The sequence below is a fragment of the Pseudomonas sp. JV241A genome (assembly GCF_900275665.1).
Lineage (GTDB): Bacteria > Pseudomonadota > Gammaproteobacteria > Pseudomonadales > Pseudomonadaceae > Aquipseudomonas > Aquipseudomonas wadenswilerensis.
In genome coordinates, this window is sequence record NZ_OPYO01000015.1 from 1 (window position 1) to 20,870 (window position 20,870).

At 63.1% G+C, this 20,870-nt stretch carries 20 protein-coding genes; 11 read left to right on the forward strand and 9 right to left on the reverse strand.

The genetic code is table 11. The annotated features are described in order from the left end of the window. Window positions 1–1,139 precede the first annotated feature (1,139 nt). Together JV241A_RS09535 and JV241A_RS09540 are read right to left on the reverse strand one after the other, a co-directional pair. Complete coding sequence (locus tag JV241A_RS09535) at window positions 1,140–1,877, reverse strand: nitroreductase family protein (protein ID WP_115087479.1); 738 nt, start codon at window positions 1,875–1,877, stop codon at window positions 1,140–1,142. Between the two features lie 30 nt (window positions 1,878–1,907). After that, on the reverse strand, window positions 1,908–2,567 hold the full coding sequence (locus tag JV241A_RS09540; protein ID WP_115087478.1) for a metalloregulator ArsR/SmtB family transcription factor: 660 nt from the start codon (window positions 2,565–2,567) through the stop codon (window positions 1,908–1,910). A gap of 312 nt (window positions 2,568–2,879) precedes the next feature. On the opposite strand from JV241A_RS09540, the gene JV241A_RS09545 reads away from it, so the two are divergent. The 6 genes from JV241A_RS09545 (at window position 2,880) to JV241A_RS09570 (ending at window position 8,930) form a co-directional block, all read left to right on the forward strand. Further along, a complete protein-coding gene (locus tag JV241A_RS09545) occupies window positions 2,880–3,923 on the forward strand; it encodes a methyltransferase (protein WP_134062181.1) in 1,044 nt (347 codons plus the stop codon). Beyond that, window positions 3,923–4,813, forward strand: coding sequence for a VOC family protein (locus tag JV241A_RS09550; protein WP_115087476.1), 891 nt, complete (start codon window positions 3,923–3,925; stop codon window positions 4,811–4,813). Before JV241A_RS09545 ends, JV241A_RS09550 begins: the two co-directional genes overlap by 1 nt. A gap of 81 nt (window positions 4,814–4,894) precedes the next feature. Then, window positions 4,895–5,905 carry an SUMF1/EgtB/PvdO family nonheme iron enzyme gene (locus tag JV241A_RS09555; protein WP_115087475.1) on the forward strand — a complete coding sequence of 337 codons (1,011 nt, stop codon included), beginning with the start codon at window positions 4,895–4,897 and terminating at the stop codon, window positions 5,903–5,905. A 29-nt stretch (window positions 5,906–5,934) separates the two neighbouring features. Continuing rightward, a complete protein-coding gene (ribA, locus tag JV241A_RS09560) occupies window positions 5,935–6,531 on the forward strand; it encodes a GTP cyclohydrolase II RibA (protein ID WP_115087474.1) in 597 nt (198 codons plus the stop codon). Window positions 6,532–6,560: 29 nt separating this feature from the next. Further along, on the forward strand, window positions 6,561–8,252 hold the full coding sequence (locus JV241A_RS09565; protein WP_134062182.1) for a WD40 repeat domain-containing protein: 1,692 nt from the start codon (window positions 6,561–6,563) through the stop codon (window positions 8,250–8,252). Window positions 8,253–8,270: 18 nt separating this feature from the next. Continuing rightward, window positions 8,271–8,930, forward strand: coding sequence for a class I SAM-dependent methyltransferase (locus JV241A_RS09570; protein ID WP_115087472.1), 660 nt, complete (start codon window positions 8,271–8,273; stop codon window positions 8,928–8,930). A 46-nt stretch (window positions 8,931–8,976) separates the two neighbouring features. Here JV241A_RS09570 and JV241A_RS09575 read toward each other — a convergent pair whose 3' ends face one another. Together JV241A_RS09575 and JV241A_RS09580 are read right to left on the reverse strand one after the other, a co-directional pair. Continuing rightward, the gene (locus JV241A_RS09575) at window positions 8,977–9,705 is read right to left on the reverse strand and encodes a class I SAM-dependent methyltransferase (RefSeq protein ID WP_115087471.1); all 729 of its coding nucleotides are present in this window, start codon (window positions 9,703–9,705) and stop codon (window positions 8,977–8,979) included. 35 nt (window positions 9,706–9,740) lie between these two features. After that, a complete protein-coding gene (locus JV241A_RS09580) occupies window positions 9,741–11,168 on the reverse strand; it encodes an MFS transporter (RefSeq protein ID WP_115087470.1) in 1,428 nt (475 codons plus the stop codon). Window positions 11,169–11,353: 185 nt separating this feature from the next. Here JV241A_RS09580 and JV241A_RS09585 point away from each other — a divergent pair, with 185 nt between their 5' ends. From JV241A_RS09585 to JV241A_RS09595, 3 genes are all read left to right on the forward strand, one after another. Continuing rightward, window positions 11,354–11,674 carry a YbjQ family protein gene (locus tag JV241A_RS09585; protein WP_115087469.1) on the forward strand — a complete coding sequence of 107 codons (321 nt, stop codon included), beginning with the start codon at window positions 11,354–11,356 and terminating at the stop codon, window positions 11,672–11,674. A gap of 175 nt (window positions 11,675–11,849) precedes the next feature. Then, window positions 11,850–12,035, forward strand: a complete 186-nt coding sequence (locus tag JV241A_RS09590; protein WP_115087468.1) for a hypothetical protein — start codon at window positions 11,850–11,852, stop codon at window positions 12,033–12,035. 138 nt (window positions 12,036–12,173) lie between these two features. Then, a complete protein-coding gene (locus JV241A_RS09595; RefSeq protein WP_115087467.1) occupies window positions 12,174–12,476 on the forward strand; it encodes a hypothetical protein in 303 nt (100 codons plus the stop codon). Here JV241A_RS09595 and JV241A_RS09600 read toward each other — a convergent pair. Next, window positions 12,467–12,889, reverse strand: a complete 423-nt coding sequence (locus JV241A_RS09600) for a group II truncated hemoglobin (protein ID WP_134062185.1) — start codon at window positions 12,887–12,889, stop codon at window positions 12,467–12,469. The genes JV241A_RS09595 and JV241A_RS09600 overlap by 10 nt on opposite strands. Window positions 12,890–13,076: 187 nt before the next feature. Further along, window positions 13,077–13,409 carry a hypothetical protein gene (locus JV241A_RS09605; RefSeq protein ID WP_115087465.1) on the reverse strand — a complete coding sequence of 111 codons (333 nt, stop codon included), beginning with the start codon at window positions 13,407–13,409 and terminating at the stop codon, window positions 13,077–13,079. Between the two features lie 410 nt (window positions 13,410–13,819). Here JV241A_RS09605 and JV241A_RS09610 point away from each other — a divergent pair, with 410 nt between their 5' ends. Next, window positions 13,820–15,262, forward strand: a complete 1,443-nt coding sequence (locus tag JV241A_RS09610) for a DASS family sodium-coupled anion symporter (protein WP_205125907.1) — start codon at window positions 13,820–13,822, stop codon at window positions 15,260–15,262. Window positions 15,263–15,337: 75 nt separating this feature from the next. Here the strand turns inward: JV241A_RS09610 and JV241A_RS09615 are convergent, their stop codons facing one another. Further along, window positions 15,338–15,883 carry a cupin domain-containing protein gene (locus JV241A_RS09615; protein WP_038995852.1) on the reverse strand — a complete coding sequence of 182 codons (546 nt, stop codon included), beginning with the start codon at window positions 15,881–15,883 and terminating at the stop codon, window positions 15,338–15,340. A gap of 137 nt (window positions 15,884–16,020) precedes the next feature. Between JV241A_RS09615 and JV241A_RS09620 the strand changes: the two genes are divergently transcribed. After that, window positions 16,021–17,064 (forward strand): hypothetical protein, encoded by a 1,044-nt coding sequence (locus JV241A_RS09620; RefSeq protein ID WP_134062187.1) that lies wholly within the window; start codon window positions 16,021–16,023, stop codon window positions 17,062–17,064. Here the strand turns inward: JV241A_RS09620 and JV241A_RS09625 are convergent. Both JV241A_RS09625 and JV241A_RS09630 read right to left on the reverse strand, forming a co-directional pair. Continuing rightward, complete coding sequence (locus JV241A_RS09625; protein ID WP_134062189.1) at window positions 17,055–18,263, reverse strand: MFS transporter; 1,209 nt, start codon at window positions 18,261–18,263, stop codon at window positions 17,055–17,057. The genes JV241A_RS09620 and JV241A_RS09625 overlap by 10 nt on opposite strands. A 94-nt stretch (window positions 18,264–18,357) precedes the next feature. After that, on the reverse strand, window positions 18,358–20,859 hold the full coding sequence (locus JV241A_RS09630) for a TonB-dependent siderophore receptor (RefSeq protein ID WP_134062191.1): 2,502 nt from the start codon (window positions 20,857–20,859) through the stop codon (window positions 18,358–18,360). Window positions 20,860–20,870 lie beyond the last annotated feature (11 nt).

The following is a 20,870-nucleotide window of genomic DNA, read 5'->3' on the forward strand; positions in this document are numbered from 1 at the left end:
CACGTGGTGTCTGGATTGCGACCGGTGCGCGCTCGAGGGCCGGAAAGGCCAGCTCCCACAAGTCCGGCGTACAGAGATCGATTGTGGGAGCTGGCTTGCCAGCGATGAGGCCGGTCCAGCCAGCACATCACGTGGTGTCTGGATTGCGACCGCTGCGCGCTCGATCGCCGGCAAGGCCAGCTCCCACAAGTCCGGCGTACAGAGATCGATTGTGGGAGCTGGCTTGCCAGCGATGAGGCCGGTCCAGCCAGCACATCACGTGGTGTCTGGATTGCGACCGCTGCGCGCTCGATCGCCGGCAAGGCCGGCTCCCACAGGTCCGGCGTACACAGATCCACTGTGGGAGCTGGCTTGCCAGCGATGAGGCCGGTCCAGCCAGCACATCACGTGGTGTCTGGATTGCGACCGCTGCGCGCTCGATCGCCGGCAAGGCCAGCTCCCACAAGTCCGGCGTACAGAGATCGATTGTGGGAGCTGGCTTGCCAGCGATGAGGCCGGTCCAGCCAGCACATCACGTGGTGTCAGGATTACGACCGCTGCGCGCTCGATCGCCGGCAAGTCCGGCTCCCACAGGTCCGGTGTGTACCGATTCATTGTGGGAGCTGGCTTTCCAGCGATGAGGCCAGTCCAGCCAGCACATCACGTGGTGTCTGGAATGCGACCGCTGCGCGCTCGATCGCCGGCAAGGCCAGCTCCCACAAGTCCGGCGTACACAGATCTACTGTGGGAGCTGGCTTGCCAGCGATGAGGCCGGTCCAGCCAGCACATCACGTGGTGTCTGGAATGCGACCGCTGCGCGCTCGATCGCCGGCAAGGCCAGCTCCCACAGGTTCGGCGTACACAGATCTACTGTGGGAGCTGGCTTGCCAGCGATGAGGCCGGTCCAGCCAGCACATCACGTGGTGTCTGGATTGCGACCGCTGCGCGCTCGATCGCTGGCAAGGCCAGCTCCCACAAGTCCGGCGTACAGAGATCCACTGTGGGAGCTGGCTTGCCAGCGATGAGGCCGGTCCAGCCAGCACATCAGGTGGTGTCTGGATTACGATCGCTGCGCGCTCGATCGCCGGCAAGTCCGGCTCCCACAGGTCCTGCGTACACAGATCCACTGTGGGAGCGGGCTTGACCCGCGATGAGGCCGTTCAGTCCGCCGCCAACCCGTTGGCCAGCAACTGCGCTTTGAGCTGCGGCCGATAATTGCGCGCATAGCAACGACCGATACTGCCCGACCAATTCTGCCCCTCAACCCGCCCGGCAACTTGCCAATGCTCCATCAGCGCAGCATCGTATGCCTCGATCGCCGCCGGCAACGCTTGGGCGTCATAGCGCTCGTCATGACGAAACGAAGCCAAGGGCAAACGCGGTTTTTGCAGCGCCGGCTGTTGCACGTAACCCAGCGCAACCCCGCACAGGGCAAAGGATTTTTCCGGCAAGCCAAGCAGCTCGATCATGCCGCTGGCGTTGGCGCGAATGCCGCCCACCGGCACCACGCCCAAACCCAGCGAGCGCGCCGCGGTCATCAGCATCGAGAGGATGATGCCGCCATCGGTGCAGGCGGCAATCATGCCTTCCAGGTGTTGGTGGATGCACTGCTGGTCACCGCTCAGGCGCGCTGCCAGTTCGGTCTTGTAGAAGTCCACTACCAAGGTGATGAACACCGGCGCCGCGGCAATCCACGGTTGCCCACCGGCAAGCTCGGCGATTTGCCGGCGGCGCTCGGCATCGCGCACCACCACCGCGGAAATATGCTGAGCATTGAACGAAGTCGGCGCCTGGTGGGCCGCCTGGAGGATGGCGTCAAGCAGGTCGTCGCTGATCGGTCTGCTGTGGAAACTGCGCTCGCTGCGGTGGCTGGCGAGCAGCTCGATGGTCGGGTTCATGTGCGCCTCATTCCTTAAGGACTTAGGGGGTTACTGCGCGGGCGCCGTCCTCGGCGAAACCCGGTACACGCAGCGTCGGTCACCTGATATCAGATGTTCGCAGCGCTCGACAAGCGCCTGCTCGCCAAACACCGACTGGAAGATCTGCAACTCTGAGCGGCAAAACCCCTGGCAGCGTGATGCCGCCACACAAATAGGGCAGTGGTTTTCGATGATCAGCCAGCCGTTGTCGCTCTCGACCATTTCCGCCATGTAGCCGGCGCGTTCGCGCAGTTGCACCAGGACCCGCACCTTGTCTTCGATCGTTTCGGCCAGACTGCAGGCCTGCAGGTATTCGCTGCGGTTGGCGGTTTCCATGCGGGTGATGAGTTGGTCGACGCCTTCATGGCCGAACACCTGTTCGACCGTCTCGATCAGTTGCAGGGTCAGCACGCTGTGGGAGTCGGGGAAGCGCCGCTGCGCGGCTTCGGTCAGGGTCCACTTCTGCGAAGGACGGCCAGCGCCCTTGGCCGGTGCACTGATGCCAGTGATCAGCTCGGCGCTCTGCAGCTTCTGGATCTGCTGGCGCGCGGCTTCAAAGGTGATGTCCAGCAAGCTGGCAAGGTCGGTGGTTTTCAGCGCGCCACGGGTCTTGAGCAAAAACAGGATGCGGTCGGCGGTGGAGCTGGCGTCGGCGGCGGGTGCAGTCATCGTGTGCAAATAACCCTGCGAATAGGCGTTAACGGTCGACCTGTGGCGCCATCCATTGCGCAGGTAACGAGCTTGAGCATAGCCAGTTTTAGCATTGCGATGGTTATTTGTAAAAGGTATCAGCAGTAAAGTTTAAAGCTCGAAAAAATATAAAAGATCGAATTTGTGTTTTTCCAGCCAGCGACTAGGATCATTTCTTAGTTTTGCGCCTGTGGCCGCAGTGAGCACCGCCAACAGCCAGAACCTTGCCGTGCACGGCAGGCCATCGGCCTGGAACATGCAGGAAATGAAACTCAACAGGGAAGTGAGTGTATGAATGCGCAAAAACCGGTGACCATCTATGAACACGCCGAGGAAACCAATGCCCTCAATGGTGTGTTCGACCTGGTGAAACTCTCCGATCAGTACCGCCAGTCGGCCATCCTCCATGCGGCGGTGGCGCACCAGGTGTTCGACCACACCCGCACGCCGGTCAAGGCCGAGGCCGTGAGCCTGGCGCTGGGCTGGGTGGCCAACAAGGGCAAGATCTTCCTCAATGCCCTGGTCGCCATGGGCCTGCTGCAAAAAACCGACAACGGTTTCGTCAACCAGCCGTTGAGCGAGCGCTTCCTGGTCAGCAGCAGTGCTGAATTCATCGGCCCGATCATTGCTCACCAGCGCCTGCAATGGCAGAACTGGCCGCGCCTGGGCGAGATTCTCAGCACCACCCGGTCACTGGACTTTCAGCAGGAAAACCGCTTCAAGCATGACGTCGCCGCCCGCGATGCCTTTAACGATGCCATGGTCCGCTTCAGCCAGCCAATGGTCGATGTACTGCGTGAGCTGTCAGTCTTTGACCAGGCGAAGACGGTCATCGACCTGGCTGGCGGCCACGGTACCTACATCGCCGAGATCGCCCGCCGCCACCCGCAGGTCAGCGGCGAAATCTGGGACCTGGGCGCCACCCGCCAGGCGGCCGAGAGCACCATTGGCAAGTACCAGCTCGAGCAGCGCCTGAGCTTCAAGGAGCGCAACCTGCTCGACCTTGCCCGTTACCAGGACGCGCGCGCCGACGTGGTGATGCTCAACGACTGCCTGCATTACTTCACCCGTGAACAGACCACCACGCTGATCAAGGGCGCCAGCCGGTTGCTCGAACAACACGGCGCCTTGCTGATCCTCAGCATGACCCTGGACGAGGACGAGATTCACCCGGCGCTGTCGGCTGACTTCTCCCTGCACATGATGGTCAACACCGTGAATGGCGAGCTGCACCCGACCCGCTGGCTGGCAAAACAGCTGCAGGATCAGGGCCTGAGCGTCGACCAGGAGCCGATCGGTCGCTACACCCTGCTGGTCGGGCGGAGGGTCAACTGATGCTCAAGTTCATTCTGCTGCACGGGGCCAATCCTGACGCCCGTGCGCTGACCCTGATCGGTGAGCTGGGCCAGGTGGCCAGCGCCGCCGGTTTCGAATTGCACGCTACCGCGCAACTGTCCCGCCAGGGCGAGGCCGATGGCCTGATCGTGCTGCTGGCAAGTGATCAGCAAGCGGCGCTGGCGGCCCAGCTCAAGGCAGCCGAAGCCCTCTATCGCAATACGGCGGTGACCCTGGTGCGCCTGGCCGACAGCCAGGGCAGGGAGCCTGCTGCAGAGGCCATCAACCAGCAGCTGTCGCAGGCTGCGGCCTGCTTCGTCTACCCCTATGGCCTGACCCAGCTGGACAAGCCGCAGTCGAGCGAGGCGCTGAAAACCTGGCTGGCCGGGTACGCGAAGTTTACCGCTGCAGTAAAGATGTGGCGTGCCCTTGAAGGGGTGTCGATCGACGCCGCCGCGCTGGCCCGCCAGCAGCCGCAGCTCAATCACATCAACATCCTGGCCCGTGATCTGGAGGTTTCCCAGGCCTTCTACCGCAACATCTTCGGCGCGCGCTACTGCTACAACCTCGGCCCGCGCAAGGTGGTGATGGAGCTAAACGGCTTTGATTTCTTCATCGAGCAGAGCGCCGAGTTCAGCTACCCGCCGGGCTATCACATCGGCATTCGCGCCTTGCCCGAAGACGTCAAGCGCATCGCCGAGCGGGTCACCGCCAATGGCTCGATCAAGCTGGTCAAGGGCAACGGCCCGGCGCCGGGTTATCACCATGGCCCGGATAACGTGCGCAGCGCCGTGTACTTCGAAGACCCCGATGGCCTGGTGGTCGAAGTCTACAGCGCGGAAATCGAGATGATCGAAACCAATCGCCGGCTGCTGCTCGACCAGCTCTGAGGCTACCCCTGGGTACTACGTCGTGGGCCGAACCGGGTTCGGCCCCGTCGTGGGCGTCGTTACTCAAAACAAGGTGCAAGGATGAACAGTCTCAAGGATCGGCACTGGCCGCGGCTCCCCAGCCCGCTGCCCAAAGACGTTACCGACCGGGTGCTGATGGGCTACCCGGAACATTACCTGGAATACCCGCTGGTGGAGCAGGTGGGGCTGGCGATCAGCTCGATGCTCGATACACCGGTCGAACAATTGCTGGCGCTGCTTGAAAGCGCTGGCGCGCCGCTGTACCGGCGCATTGCCGCTGGCGAAGTGCTGGGCTTGCGCGGCGACCCGCGCATCGATGTGTTCAACCCGCAGATGATCGACATTCCCGCTGCGACCGTGCAGATCGGCCTGGACCCTGCAAGGGTCGGCCAGGTCATGGACGACTTCGAGGGCCTGGGCCTGGACCGTAGCTGGATCGAGAAGGAAACCCCGCTGCACAGCGTCGATCTGGACCGCTACCGCATCGCCCGCTTTGCCGTGACCAACAGCGAGTACCGGGAATTCTTGCTCGACACCGGCCACCCGGCGCTGCCCAGCAGCTGGGCCTTCGGCCGCTACCCGCTGCAGCGCGCCAACCACCCGGTGTACAGCGTCAGTGACACGGACGCCGATGCCTATGCGCAGTGGTTGAGCCAGCGCACCGGCCGACGCTTCAGCCTGCCCACCGAAGCCCAGTGGGAACATGCCGCGGCCGGGCCCCAGCGCCTGCAGTTTCCCTGGGGCGAGAGCTTCCACGCCGAATACGCCAACACCATCGAACTGGGTTACCTGGACAGCACCCCGGTGGGGGTATTTCCCCAGGGCGCCTCGGTGTTTGGTGCGCTGGACATGGCCGGTAACGTCGAGGAATACGTCGCCGATGACTATCGGCCGTACCCCGGTGGCCCGCAGATCAACGACGACCTGGTACTGGATGTCGGTCGTCACCGTATCGCCCGTGGTGGCAGCTTCACGCGCTTTCGCGACCTGGCGCGCAACCCTCGGCGACATGGGCGCTACCCGCGACCGATCTATGTCATGGGCTTTCGCCTGGTAGAAAACAACAACTGAATCATCTGTCAATCGTGCGAGGTTTGATCATGAACAACGACGTTTCGCTGCACACCAAGGTGCCGATTTCCATTTTGGGCGGTTCGGTCGACGCTCACTTCTTCGGCTTCAAGGGCTTCGACAAGCACAACGAGCATTTTGCCGTCGGCATCAACCTGGACAAGGCCGAGGTGCCGCTGGTGCGGGTGCATTCCGAATGCATTACCGGCGATGTGTTCGGCTCCCAGCGCTGCGACTGCGGCCCGCAATTGCAGGAGGCCCTCAACACCCTGAACGTGCAGGGCGGCTACCTGATCTACCTGCGTCAGGAGGGCCGTGGTATCGGCCTGTACTCCAAGTTCGAGACGTACCTGCTGCAGGACCGTGGCCTGGACACCTATGAGGCCAATCTCGAACTCAACCATCCGGCGGATTCGCGCAGCTTCAGCCCCGCGGCGCAGATGCTCAAGGCCCTCAACGTGCACCGCTGCCGTCTGCTCACCAACAACCCCGACAAGGTCCAGCAGCTGCGTGATGGCGGCATCGACGTGGTCGACCAGGTGCCGACCGGGGTGTTCCTCACCCAGCACAACCGCAACTACCTGCTGTCGAAGGTGGCCAAGTCCAGCCACTCCATCAAGCTTTGATTGTTCTCTGAAGAAAAAAGGATTTTTCGATGAAACACATAGGCCCCATCAGCGGCATTGCCGCCCATGCAGCAGAGTTCGTGGCCACCGCCGGCTACGACAACCAGGTCATCCTGTGGAACGCCCGCACCGGTCTGCCGATCCATCGCGTGCACCATGATCACCTGGCCAACCAGTGTGCCTTCAGCGCCGACGGCAAGCACCTGGTCAGCGCCAGCAGCGACTACACCGCGCGGATCTGGGAAGTGCCGAGCATGCGCCTCAAGGCGGTGCTGTCCGGTCACCAGGACGACGTCGAGATGGCGGTGTTCTCGCCCGACGGCACGCTGGTTGCCACCTGTTCACGTGATCATGTGCTGCGCATTTTCGATTTGCAGGGCAACCTCAAGGGCAGTTTCCATGGCCACCAGGCCGACGTGATTTCGGTGGTCTGGTCGCCGGACGGCAAGCGCCTGATTTCCAGCAGCGACGATGGCACCGTGCGCCAGTGGGACACCACCAGCTTCGCCCAGTGCGATGAGGTGGATATCGGCGGCGTCGAGACCGACACCATTGCCATCACCCGCAACGGCGTGGTGTTCGCCGGCGACGACGAGGGGCGCATCTCGATCATCGGCCAGGGCCAGGTGCGCAGCGTTGCCGCCCACGACGCCGGGATCAAGCGCATCGTCTGGAACGATGACAAGCAACTGTTGGTGACCCTCAGCTACGACCGTTCGGCAATTCTCTGGCGCTTCGATGCCCAGCACAACCTCAGCAAGCTGCGCAGCACCGCGCTGCCGAGCATCATCTGGCCGCGCAGCTGCGCCTTTGTTGGCGAAGAAGAACTGGTGTTCGCCACCTTCGGTTCACGCTACGCCACCTGGAACTACGAGCGTGACGAGTGGAGCGTCGACGGTATCCAGCCCGCGGTCAGCATCAACGCGGTGGTGACTGCCCAGGGCCAGCAGTACAGCATCGGCGATGCCGGCTTGCTGTTTCGCGACAACAAGCCGGTGACCGGGGTCGGCAGCCTGTGCAACTTCCTCCTGCCGTTCGGGCCGCTGCTGTTGACCGGCGGGCAGATGGGCCAGGTGTTCGATGCCCTCAGCGGACAGCTGTTGTACCAGCACCGCTCGCCCCTGAACTGTGGCACCACCTTTGAAAAGGATGGCGTGCCGCATGCGTTGATCGGCACCTACACCGGCGAAGGCCTGGTGTTCATCCTCGACGGTCGCGACGGCCTGAAGCTGGTGGCTTCGATCGCCATGCACGACAACGCCATCAAGGGCGTGGCCGCCAATGAGCGTTACCTGTTCAGCGTCTGCGCCTCGGCCGACGCCGCCTTGCACCGCATCGACGACTTTAGTTGCGCCCGCCACATCGACAACGCCCACGCGCGGATCTCCAACGGTTGCTGCCAGATCGAAGGCGGCTTTGCCAGCATCGGTCGTGACCTCAAGCTGCGTCTGTGGCTGGAGGGCGGTGATGAGGTCTACGATTCGCCGCACCAGCACTCGATCAAGTGCATCGGCGCCTCGGCCGATGGCGCGATCATCGCCACCGCCGCCTACAACGGCACCGTGGCGCTGTTCAACCTGGCCACGCGCAGCTGGCAGCCGCTGCAACGGCCAACCGCGAGCGGCATTTCCTGTATCACCCACAGCGGCCAGCAGCATGATTTTCTGGCCAGCTCCTATGACGGCAACATCTATGGCATCGCCGCCCGGCGTGCTTCCTGAGTGCGAGGAGATCGGTCAATGAGCAAGCAGGCAGTGGATTTCATGGAGCCTTCGGCGTACCGCAAGGCCCTCGATACCTCGTTCGTGCACCGCTATAGCCATGGCGAAGACGAGTGGTCGTGGGACATCGGCATGGCCCGGGCGGCGCGGGTTTTCCTCGCGGCGCTGGGCGACAAGCCCGACCAGCGCATCCTCGATGTCGGCGTCGGACGTGGCCGCGATGCCTCGGAGTTCATCCAGGCCGGGCACCGGGTCACCGGCCTGGACATCGTCGAGAACTCCAGCTGGCCGCTATTGCGCAAGCGCTGGGGCGAACGCCTGGAGCTGGTCAACAGCGCCTTGCAGGACTGGCAGACAGCGGACGGTCGGCAGTTCGACGCGGTACTCGACAACGGCTGCTTCCACCATCAGCACCCCGATGAGTGGGATGCCTACCTGGCGCATATGCGCAGCCATGTGCGCAAGGGCGGTCTGATTGCCCTTAACGTCTTTGGCGTGGACAGTAGCAACCCGGTACCGGGCTGGCGCGAGATGGACAACCAGCGCCAGGGTTACTTCTTCACCGAGCAGGGCATCCGCGACAGCCTCGAAGGCTACGGTTTTGCCTGGCAGGAACTGGTGGTGATCGAACGCCAGCATGGCGACGCCATGTACCTGCTGGCGCTGGTCCGCAACTGAGGTGATCACGGCCGGGATCTGAGGTTTCAGCTCCCGGCCGTTCTGTTTACTTCCTGCAGATCAGGCCGATCTGCAGGCTGTTGCTTTCGAACCCATCCCAGTAGCCCGGCTCCCGGGCATCCTTGCGTTGTTTGCTGATCAAGGGCGCGATCCAGCGGCAGTCGCTGAACCCCGCGGCTTTTGCCGCGTCTTCATACACGTCCTGACGCCAGCGGTAGTAGGTGAAGTCGGCCGGCGGCGTGGACATGAACTGCGCCTTGCAGCGATAGCCGCCATTCACGACATTTTCATCCAGCACACTGATGCCATAGCGGGTGAAGTTGCCCTTGCCCAGGTCGAACGCCGGGTTGGCGGTATAGGCCACCAACTGGCCGCCGGGTTTGAGGTTCTGCGCGGCGCTGCTGAACATCCTCCCCAGCTCCTCGACGCTGCTGGCGTAATTGAACAGCCAGGCAGCGGTAACCTTGTCGTAGGTGCCGATGCGCCCCATCTGCGCCACGTCCCGCACTTCGTAGGCGATGCCGTCGTTGGCCTGGCGGGCCTGATAGATCATGCTCGGCGAAATATCCACGCCGCGCACATGGGCAGCGCCCCAGTCCTTGAGCTGACGGCTGAAAAAGCCGTGACCGCAGGCCAGGTCGAGAATCTCCAGGCCCTGCACGTTGCCGACCATGTAGCGGAAGGTATCGACTTCGATGCCGCGCTGGCTGGCGTGGCTGGTGAAGTCTTCAAACTGTTCGCTGATGCGCTCGTACACCTGTTTGGCTTCTTTCATCGCTGCTCCTTGCATCGGACGGGGGACTCAACTCATCAGGCCAGGGCCCTGGCCGGGTTTCGGGTAAGGCGCCAGGTCAGCAGCAGGGCCAGCGCTGGTGCCAGGGCAAACACGCTGAACAGCCACGTCGAGGCCTGCTGTGCCCCGGCGACGCCGCCGGGCTCGACCAGCCCGGCGCTGTTGCTGACCAGCCCGGCCAGCGCCGCGGACAGGGCGGTGGCGTACAGTTGCACGGTGGTGATCGACGCCGAGGCGAGGTTCTCTTCGCCTGCGCGGGCAGCGCTGAGCACCCGCGTCAGCAGGTGCGGCCAGCCCAGGCCGATCCCTAGCCCGACCCCGGCCAGGGCCAGGCAATACAACGCCAGGCCCGACGCCTGGGCCAGCCACGGCTGTTGCGGGGTCATCAGCGCCAGCGCCAGCAGGGCCACGAGGATCACTGCCGGGCCGAAGCGGATCATGCGCTCGGCGCCAGCACCTGTGCGGCTGGCGCTGAACAACGCGGCGACGGTCCAGCCTGCGGCCATGGCCGCCGTCATATAGCCGGCGGCAAGTGGGCTCAGGCCGTGAATTTCCTGAAGAAAATAGGGGACGAATATTTCCGTGGTGATCGCCGCGATCAGCAGGCACATCACCGCGTACAGCGCGCCCAGCGGCGTGCCCAGTGCGTAGGCGCCGGTGGGCAGCAGGCGTCGGCCAGGGGTGTGGTCGAGGCGGGCGATGAGTGCGGCAAGGGCCAGCCCCGCGCCGATGCCGATCAGGTTCCAGAGCAGCTGCGTCGACAGGCTGGCGGCGGAAATCGCCAGTACTGACGCCACCAGGCAGGCGATCAGGCCATAGGGCGGACGGGATTGCGAGCGGGCGGCAACCTTGTTGCTCAACTGGCTGATGACGATCAGCGCCAGCAGCGCCGCCACCGGCAGCAGTGACCAGAATGCCCAGCGCCAATGGCCGCCCTGGGCAAAGATGCCACCGACCGCCGGCCCGCACAGGGTGGCCACGCCCCACATGCCGGACACCAGGGCCATGGCCCGCGGCCACAGGCGTTCGTCGAACACCAGGCGGATCAGCGCGTAGCTCAGGGCAAACAGGATGCCGCCGCCCAGGCCCTGGACGCTGCGGCCGATCAGCAGCACCGGCATGCTGGGCGCTGCGGCGCAGATCACCGAGCCCAGGGCGAACACTGCCAGGGCCAGGAGAAAGGCTGCCCGCGCGCCCAGGCGTTCGATCAATTGCGCCGACAGGGTCGAACCGATGATCGAGGTGGCGACGAACAGGGTGGTGCTCCAGGCATAAAAGGCCAGGCCGCCGATGTCGGCAATCACGGTCGGCAAAATGGTGGTCACTATATAGACGTTGATCGCATGCAAGGCCACACCTCCGGCCAGGGCAATCGAGCGCAGGGCGTTGCGCCCGCGCAACAATTCAGCCCATGAAGCGGGGGCAGGGGGATGGGCGGTGTTCATGCGCGGCTCCTTCGCAGGTGGGGTTTCGAGTGGCTGAAAGTCTAGGTGCAGTCGCACTATTACACAATGTATTGCTTGTATAAATAGACCGCGCGACTGGCCTTGGTTTTGCTACCATCGCGTTTTTTTACCGCCCGCTCGCTGAAGCGTCGGGCGGCTGACTGGCAAGGCCGAAGGAGAGCAGTATGATCATCACTACCACAGGGACCATCGAAGGCCGGGAAATTGCCGCCTATCTGGATGTGGTCAGCGCCGAGTCGGTCCAGGGTATCAACGTGGTTCGCGATATTTTCGCCAGTTTCCGCGACTTTTTCGGTGGCCGTTCACAAACCCTGGAAAGCGCGCTGAAAGAGGCACGCATCCAGGCCACCGATGAAATCCGCGCCCGCGCGCGCAGCCTGCAGGCCGATGCAGTGGTGGGCCTGGATTACGAAATCAGCATGCCGTCGGCGCGCGGTGGCATGGTCGTGGTGTTTGTCACCGGCACCGCCGTAAAGCTCAAGTAAGCCTCTCAAGTCACCCTGGGGTGCGACAAAATAGCCCGGCCATTGGTCGGGCTTTTTTGTCTTTGCCCGTGTGGTCCACAAATGACCGGCTAGTCTCAGAATCACCAGGGTCAGTGCTTTTCTGGGCAATCATCTGTTTGCCGGTACTGATCCGCTGTCGGAGGGAGACTGGGGCATGGTTGACTTGTTCAATGAGGACAACGGCGACGCTTTTCCAATCAACAATCTAATCCGTTGCGGGCAGAGCGGCTATCGGCTGGGTTTTACCAACATGACGCAGGAAGACGCACAGGTGCGCCTGAACGCGCTGCAGCGTAGCAAGAAGGGCAAATTCACCCCGCGCTTGCCCGCGAAGAAGTAAACGAATCGTCCACCACCCCGCCCAACGGCGGGGTTTTTTTTGCATTGTTTGACCTTGCGCAAAGGTTGCGCGGCTCGCACTCGCCTGATGCCGGGTTGTGTGCCTTACTATCGCCGCCATCAATACAGGAGCCATTCGATGCGTATCAGGGAAGAGACTTACTGGAACTGGGCCGACGCACAACTGCACAGCCGCAGCCATGACGAACAGCTCAGTGACGGGACCAGCCTCGACGTACAGGTAAGGCTGTCGCGTACCGGCGCCACGCAATTGTTCCTCGGTATCTATACGCGCCAGGGCAAGGCCATGGTCGAGGAGTACTACGACAACCGCCCCTGTGAAACCATGACGCGCGCCATGGTCTGGGGCGTCGACCGGGCCAGGGCACTGGCTACCGGGGCGTTGCCACTGGAGAAGGCGCCATTGCGCCGTCAGGCCTGAGGGTGACGGGCGCGGCTGGCCTGGACGATGCGCTGGGCCGGCACGCGTAGCTGGCGCAGCAGGTACTCGGCGAACTCGGCAGAATAATCCTGCAGGGCAATCGCCTGTTCCATGCAGTTCAACCAGATGGCGCTGTGGTTTTCATCGATCGGCCAATGGGCATGGAAGGCCGGGATGGCGATCGGACCATAGCGTTCACTGAACAGCCGCGGGCCACCGAGCCAGCCACTGAGGAAGCAGGTCAGCTTGTCGCGCGAGGCATCGAGGCTTTGCGGGTGCATCTGGCGCACGGCCAGTGCCTCGGGGTTCTCATCCATCAACCGGTAGAACGCATCGACCAGGCGGCGCAGGCCGTCGATGCCACCGGCGGCCTGGTAGGAGGCATCACCGGTGCCGAAAGCAGGTTGGGTCATAAGCGGGCTCTTGTGCAAAGCGCCATTCTAGCCAGGTACCGGGATAAATAAAAAAGGCTCTTCACGGAATCCAGGGTTGGGATGTTGAGGCTTAGCCCCCCAGGACTCCGTGAAGAACCATAAAAAAGCCCAATCCGCAGGGATTGGGCTCAAGCGTGGCTGGGGCAGTGCTGCACCCCAGCGACCCTTAGCAGAGACGGTCGATCACCGCGACGCCAGGAGTGTTCTGCAGCGCAGCCCATTCGCTTTGCAGGGTCTGCAGAACCCGTCCGACATACTGGGTGTCGGCAGCGGCTTTCTTGCCGACGTAGCCCTGGCCGCGACGGTACATCTTCAGGCGGGCACGCATGTTCGGGTTGCATTGCTCGAACTGCGTTTCGTCGCTCATGCTTTCCAGGCTGTCCAGGCGAACTTCACCCGATTCGCAAACCCAGAGGATGTGGCTGTCGAGAGTGTCCTTGCGCGCGGCGAACAGCCGGGCCAGTTCTTCAACAGTCGGTTGATTGTTCAGATTCATCATAAAGCCCCCTAGACCATTCGTTGTTTGTTCGCACTTGGCGCATAACATGTAGCGTTAAATGAAAGCTGCTACAGCAGCGTCACAACTGGGGGCTTCTACACGCTGCCTTTTGGGCAGTACCCATCCGCACACAGCTCATGGATCTGTCGAGCTGCCTGGAACACCCTTGCCAGTACCCCCGATCGGGGAGACGACCTCATCATGCAAGGGGCGACAAACGGCGTCAACAGGTTTTGTAGTGTTTTTTTTAGCGCACTACATCTTGTCCGACAATGCCTCGAATTCGGGGCATTGACACGCATCAGTCTGCGTTAAAGCGATCTGCAGGATCATGGCTGCACATGTTCTGCAGGGAGTTACTCATGAATTCGCCGGCCAATGCGCCTGTCTCTCAAACCGCCGGAACCCGCATGCCTATTGGCCTGCTGGTGGGTATCGCGGCCCTGGTCGGGGTGCTGTTGCTGCCGATGCCCGCCGACCTGCCAGTGGCCGGCCACCGGGTGTTGGCAATCCTGGCCTTTGCCGTGGTGGTGTGGATCACCGAAGCGGTGTCGTACGAAGCCAGTGCGATCATGATCACCTCGCTGATGGCCTTTTTGCTCGGCACTGCGCCGACCGTGGCCGACCCCTCGGTGATCTACGGCTCCTCCGCAGCCATTACCCTGGCCCTGACCGGGTTCTCCAACAGCGCCCTGGCCCTGGTGGTGGGCGCCTTGTTCATCGCCGCGGCCATGACCCACACCGGCCTGGACCGACGCATCGCCCTGGTGACGCTGTCGAGTATCGGTGTCAGCACCCGGCGCATCCTTCTCGGTGCAGTCGCGGTCACCGTGCTACTCAGCCTGGTGGTGCCCAGCGCCACGGCGCGCAGTGCCTGCGTGGTACCGATCATGATGGGCGTGATCGCCGCCTTTGGCGTCGACAAGCGCTCGAACATCGCCGCCGGGATCATGATCATCGTCGCCCAGGGCACCAGCATCTGGAACATCGGCATCCAGACCGCGGCGGCGCAGAACCTGCTGACCGTCGGCTTCATGGACAAGATGCTCGGCGCCCGGGTGTCGTGGATCGACTGGTTGATCGCCGGCGCGCCCTGGGCGTTGATCATGTCGGTGGTGCTGATCGTGCTGGTGCTGAAAATGCTGCCGCCCGAGAGCGACGCGATTCCCGGCGGCAAGGCGGCAGTGAGCAAGACCCTGGCCGAGCTCGGGCCGATGACCGCGGCGCAGAAACGCCTGCTTGGCGTGTCGCTGCTGTTGCTGCTGGCCTGGGCCACCGAGGGCAAGTTGCATCACTTCGACACCACCTCGACCACCTATGCCGGGCTGGTGATCCTGCTGCTGCCACGGATCGGGGTGATGACCTGGAAAGACGTGCAGGCGCGCATTCCCTGGGGGACGGTGATTGTCTTTGGTGTCGGCATCAGCCTGGGCACCACCTTGCTTACCACCCAGGCCGGGCAATGGCTGGGCGCGCAGGTGGTGGCTCATACCGGGCTGGATCAACTGGGCACCCTGGGGGTGTTTTCGATCCTCGCGGCCTTCCTGATTCTGATCCACCTGGGCTTTGCCAGCGCCACCGCGCTGACCTCGGCGCTGCTGCCGATACTGATCGCCGTGCTGCAGACCCTGCCGGGTGACTTCAGCCGGCTGGGCATGACCATGGCCCTGGGTTTCGTGGTCAGTTACGGCTTTATCCTGCCGATCAACGCGCCGCAGAACATGGTCTGCCTGGGCACCGAGACCTTCACCGCCAAGCAGTTTGCCCGGGTGGGGATTGTGGTGACCTTGATTGGCTATGGGCTGATGCTGGTGTTTGCCGCTACCTGGTGGCAGTGGCTGGGCTGGATGTAGCAGCAAGATTCATCGCGGGGCAAGCCCGCTCCTACACAGGTCCTGTAGGAGCGGGCTTGCCCCGCGATCGCATTCTCAGAAGTTCGCCGGGGTGTTGGCGCTGATGATCTCGGCCTCATCCTGGCCGATGTTCTTGAAGCTGTGGGGCAGGGTGGTGGGGAAGTAGTAACCGTCGCCGGAGTTGAGGATGCTGACCTGGCCATCCACCCGCAGCTCGATGGTGCCACGGGTCACCAGGCCACATTCTTCGCCCTCGGCATGCACGATCGGCTCACCGGAATCGGCACCTGGCGCATACAGCTCTCGCAACATGCGCATCTGCCGGCCTTCGACACTGGCACCCACCAGCAGCATGCGCAGGCCACTGTTGCCAAGGTCGGGCTGCTCGTTGGAGCGGAACACAAAGCGCTCTTCGCGGATCGGCTCGTCGAAACTGAAGAACTCCGCCAACGACATCGGAATGCCTTCAAGCAGCTTTTTCAGGGAACTGACCGAAGGGCTGACGCGATTCTGCTCGATCTGCGAGATCGTCGAGTTGGTCAGGCCACTGCGCCGAGCCAGCTCCCGTTGGGAGAGTTTGTTGCGTTCACGCACCAGTTTGAGTCGTGTCCCCGTGTCCATAGCCGCCTTATGTGTCAAAAATTTTGGGCGAAGCATTAAAGCACATTCCGTTAGGCTATAGCGGTCCGCCTGTAGGGATGGATGGCCGCAGGTGTTGCGGGCCCGATTTTGCACGCCACAACGACAGGGAGTGTTGGATGAGCCAGCTTGAACCTATCCCCGAGGGCAATAGCAGCTTGCGCGAGTACGCCAGGCAGTTGAGTGATGGTTTGCTCTGGATAAATGATCGTGCCTGGCCACTAGGGGGGTGTCTGCTATTCCTGTCCGGGCTCTATCTGCACCAGTACATCCAGGTCGAGAAGATCCCCTTGAGTATTACTTCGGGGGCGGTGATTACGGCATTGCCAATCATGTTTGCCATGATGATCTTCGTGATCGTGGTGCTCAGCACCAACATCCTGCTGCCGACCATGGTGCTGTTCCAGCGCCTGGATGCCAAGGGTAGGCGTCTGGCTGATCAGCTGGAGGGGAAGAGCCGGGGCGCAGTGAGCCTGGCGTGGCTTGCGGGCTCCCTCGCATTGGCATTGTTCCTGGCGTTTTCCGGGTATTTCGTGATTCAGATAGGCCCCATGGACTGGTACTGGCTGGTGCTGTTGCCGGTCGGGCTGATTGCCGTAGCAACCTTTGTAGGATTTATCCATTGGCTGGTTCCTACGGATCTCGACAAGCCCGAACGTGGCGAGTTTTACACGATTGCTTTGTGCAGCGCCGGGTTGCAACTGCTGGTGCTTCTGCAAGTCACAGCTGTCGTCGAAACACTGGTGGGCGAGCTGGCCGGCTCAGCCTCGACATTCCTGCCGATCATGGCTCTGGAAGTGCTGGTGCTGGTGATTGTGCAAGTCCTGGTGGTGGCAATGATGGTGCATTTCCATCGGCAAAAAAATGTCTTTCGCCCTTTGATGGTGAGCTTCACTTTGCTGCTGATGGTTGTGGGGCTGTTCCCCGAAGCAGCTGCAAAAATTGGCGGTTACGCCCTGCAAGTGTCGGGCTCGGGCGGCAGGACCTGCATTGTGCTCAATACCGAGCAGGGGCCGACCGAGTCAATGAAAATCCTCGCCGAGGCCGACGGCATCTATTACGCGCGGCCTATCACGGCGACGACAAAGGAACTGCAGTTGATCCGCCGCGACACCGTCAAGGGTTTCGACGAATGCGCGAAACCCAAACCCGCTCAGCCCTGACGCCGCGGCATCGGCCAAAACCCCACCAGCAATAACAAGGCACCCACGATCAGGTATGGCAGGCGTGGATCGACGGCGTAGATCAGGGTTCCGGCCAGCGGCCCGATGACCACGCCCAGGCCCTGCACGGCGCCGATGGAACCGGCCGTGGCGCCTTGTTCGGAGGCGTCCATGGCATTGGCCGCCAGCGCCGAGAACGCCGGGAACACCCAGCCCATGCCGCAGGCCGAGAAAAAGAAACACGCCCACAAACCCACGGCGCTGGTGGCCAGGGCGCTGGCGGCAAAGCCCACGGCGGCGATGCTGGCGCCGACGCGGATCATCCGCAGCGGTGGCCACTCGAGTTTGCGCACCAGGATCTGCGACAGGATCAGCGCCACGCCGACCATGGTCAGGGCAACCCCGGCGGTTTGCGCCGCATCGGCCGGGTCCATGCCCAGACGGTCGAGGGCGAAGAAGCCGACGGTGATTTGCGCCACCGAGACACTGAGCATCGCCACGAAAGCCACCAGCAACGGCTGGCGCAGGCGCGGGTCGGCCAGGCGTACCGGGCGGGGTGGCTGCTTGAGGTGCAGTTCCTGACGCTTGAGCTTGAGCAGCAGCACCAGGAACGCCAGCATCGGTAGCACCGCCATCACATAGAACGGCAGGCTCAGGCTGTAGCGGGCCAGGACCGCTGCCAGCGCCGGGCCGATCACCAGGCCGAAGGCGTTGGCCGCACCCAGCGAAGCCATTGCCCGAGCGCGGTGCTGAGGTTCGATGTTATCGGCAATCAGCGCTGCGCCAGCGACCGGCAGAGCGGCGTAGAAGGCGCCGATCAAGCCGCGGCCAAGCACCAGCCCGGCAAAGGCCAGGGCGGCACTGGGCAGCAGGTGCAAGGCGGTATCGATGAACAGGCATAACGCCCAATAGGCCGCGGTGAAGCCTGCGGTGCCAAGCAACAGCACCTTGCGCCGTCCCAGCCGGTCACTGGCTCGGCCCCAGGTGTGTGCCAGGAGCATCCAGATCACCCCGGCAACCGTCACCGCTGCGCCGGCCTGCCAGGTGGCCAGACCGAGCGTGCGGGCAATCGGGCCGATCAAGGACACGAAAGCCATCATCGCCATGGTGCAGGCCATGTTGGCCGCCAGTAACGGGCGTAGGTCGAAGGTAGATCGCTCGGGTTCGTCGAGCATGGCAGGGTCCGTTGCGGTGGTCATGGGCTATCCAGGGCAGGTGAGGGCAAGGCGGTCGACGACCGGCAGAAGATGATAACGATTGTCATCTGTCGGCGTCGACCGCAAATCACCTGCGTCAGAAATCGCCTTTGAGGGTCACCATGAAATTGCGCGGCTCACCATAGAAGTTGCCCCAGGCCAGGGCGCCGACGCTGGAGTAGTAATGCTTGTCGAACAGGTTGTTGCCGTTGACGGCGATACTCCAGTTGTCATCCAGCTGGTAGCCCAGGCGCGCGTTCCAGATTGCATAGCCGGGCTGTACGGTTTTCGCCGCGCGGTCCTGGTAGTGGTTGTCGCTTTGCGCATTGACCCCACCGCCCAGGCTCCAGCGTTGCAGCGGGCCGTCCAGCTGATAGTCGGCCCAGACCCGCAACAGATGGCGTGGCACATAGCTGGCGGTGAAGGTCGCGTCCTGGCTGTTGGTATTGGTCTTGAGGTATTCAAGCTCGGTGTAGGTGTAGCCGGCCAGCACCTGCAGGCGCTCGGCCAGCTCGCCGCTGAGTTCGGCCTCGAAGCCCTGGGCGCGGACCTTGCCCTTGTCGCTGTAGCAGTAACCGTCGGAGGAGCCGGCGCATACCGAGTTATAGTCGGCTTCGGCGCGGTGCGCCTCGATGGTGCGGAACAGGTTGAACGCCGCGTTCAGGCCGCCATCGAACCATTCGCCCTTGATCCCCAGCTCGTAGTTGGCGCCGGTCTTGGGTTGCAGCGGGCTGCCCTGGGCGTCGGTGTAAGTGCCTTGCGGCTGGAAGATATCAGCGTAGCTGCCGTACACCGACCAGGTGTCGTCCAGGTCGTAGATCAGCGCAGCAAACGGCGTGACCTGGCCGTTTTCCTGGCTGCGGTCATGCTGCCAGTAGTCCCAGGCCTGGGTGTAGGAATCGCGCTGGCTGCGGTACCAGCTGACCCGGCTGCCAAGCACCAGGGTCAAGGGCTCGGCCAGTTTCAGGCGCAAGGTGGCATAGGTGCCGATCTGCCGGGTGTCGCTTTCCACCGGCAGCGGGCCGCCGCGGTAGGAGGCGGTCTGGTACAGGCTGTCCGGCGGCTTGGGAATGTCGCGGTTGGGCGCGAACGGGTCCATGGTGGTGCCAAGCAACTGGGTCATGTTGATCAGCGCGTAGGTGTCGCTGCCCTTGGCCCGGCTGGCGTTGGCACCGATGATCAGCTCGTGCTCCAGGCCCCAGGCGTTGAATTTGCCATCCAGGTAGGCGTCCATGCCGTAGTCGTGCTGGTCGTAGTCGAACAGGCCGGAGTACAGCGGGTTGTTGGCCGAGCTGCTGCCGACCGGCACGCTGCCCAGGGTCATGGCGTACTGCATGTCCTGGGTGTTGTGGCTGTGCATGGCCGCGACTTTCAACAGCCACTGGTCATTGAAGTGATGGGTGAGGTCGGCGAACAGGTTGACCCGCTGGCTTTCCCAGCTGTTCCAGGTCGCGCCCAGGCAGGTGGAGCGCGACAGCTTCAGGTCCGAACCATCGCTGTAGCGCGGCAGGCCCTGCCAGCACGGGGTGGCATTGAGCTTCTCGTAGGCGGCGCCGATGCCGAGGGTGGTGGCGTCGTTGAAGTCGTAGTCGAGGGCGCCATAGACCACCTGGTCGTCGCGCTTGCCCATGTCGTAGAAGTATTGGCGGTCCTGCCCGGCGACCACCAACCGGCCACGCAGGCTGCCGGACGCGTTCAGCGGGCCGCCGGTGTCGAGCTGGGCGCGGTAGTTGTCCCAGGAGCCTGCCGAAAGGCTGACGCTGGTAGCGGCCTTTTCCTGTCCGCGCTTGCGGATGAAGTTGACGCCACCGGCGGAGCTGCCGGAGCCCTTGAGCATGCCGGCGGCACCGCGCAGCACTTCGACGCGGTCGTAGTAGGCCATGTCGCTGGCAAAACTGTTGGCCTGCACGTAGTTGCCACCGAGGTCCAGCGGCACACCGTCGTACTGGTACTGGCCGGCAAGCATGAAACCGCGCGAGTAGAAGTATTTACCGCCCATGGGCGAGTCATGCACGGTGATCCCCGGGGTTTTCTCCATCACCTGTTCGAGGGTGGTGAGGTTCTGCTCGTCCATCATCTTGCGGGTGATCACCGTCACCGACTGCGGCGTCTCGCGCAGTGAGTGCTCGCCCTTGGCAAAGCTGACCTGGCGCACCGTGAGGCTGTCGGTGGTTTCCATGCCGGTGTTGAGGGTGCTGGCGCCGATGGTGGTGGCGCCCAGTTCCAGTGCACCGTTGCTGGCCGGCAGCGGGCGGATCGAGTAGCTGCCGTCAGCCTGGCGGAACGCTTGCAGGCCGCTGCCGGCGAGGATCTGGCTCAACCCTTCGAGTACCCCGAAGCGGCCCTGCAGGCCTTGGCTTTGCAGGCTGGCAGTCAACTGGGCGTCATACGACAGGTTGACTCCGGCCGCTGCGGCAAAGCTGCCCAGCACCCGGCTCAGGGAACCCGCTTCAATGGCGAATACCTGGCCGCTGCTGGCGCTTTCGGTCTCTGCGGCCTGGGCAATGGCGAGGGGTAGCAGGGGCAGGACCAGGGCGGCAGCCAGCAGGTGGCTGCCAATCAGGTGGGGTAGAAGGGCACGGGGGAAGCGGGGTTGCATGGAAATCCTCT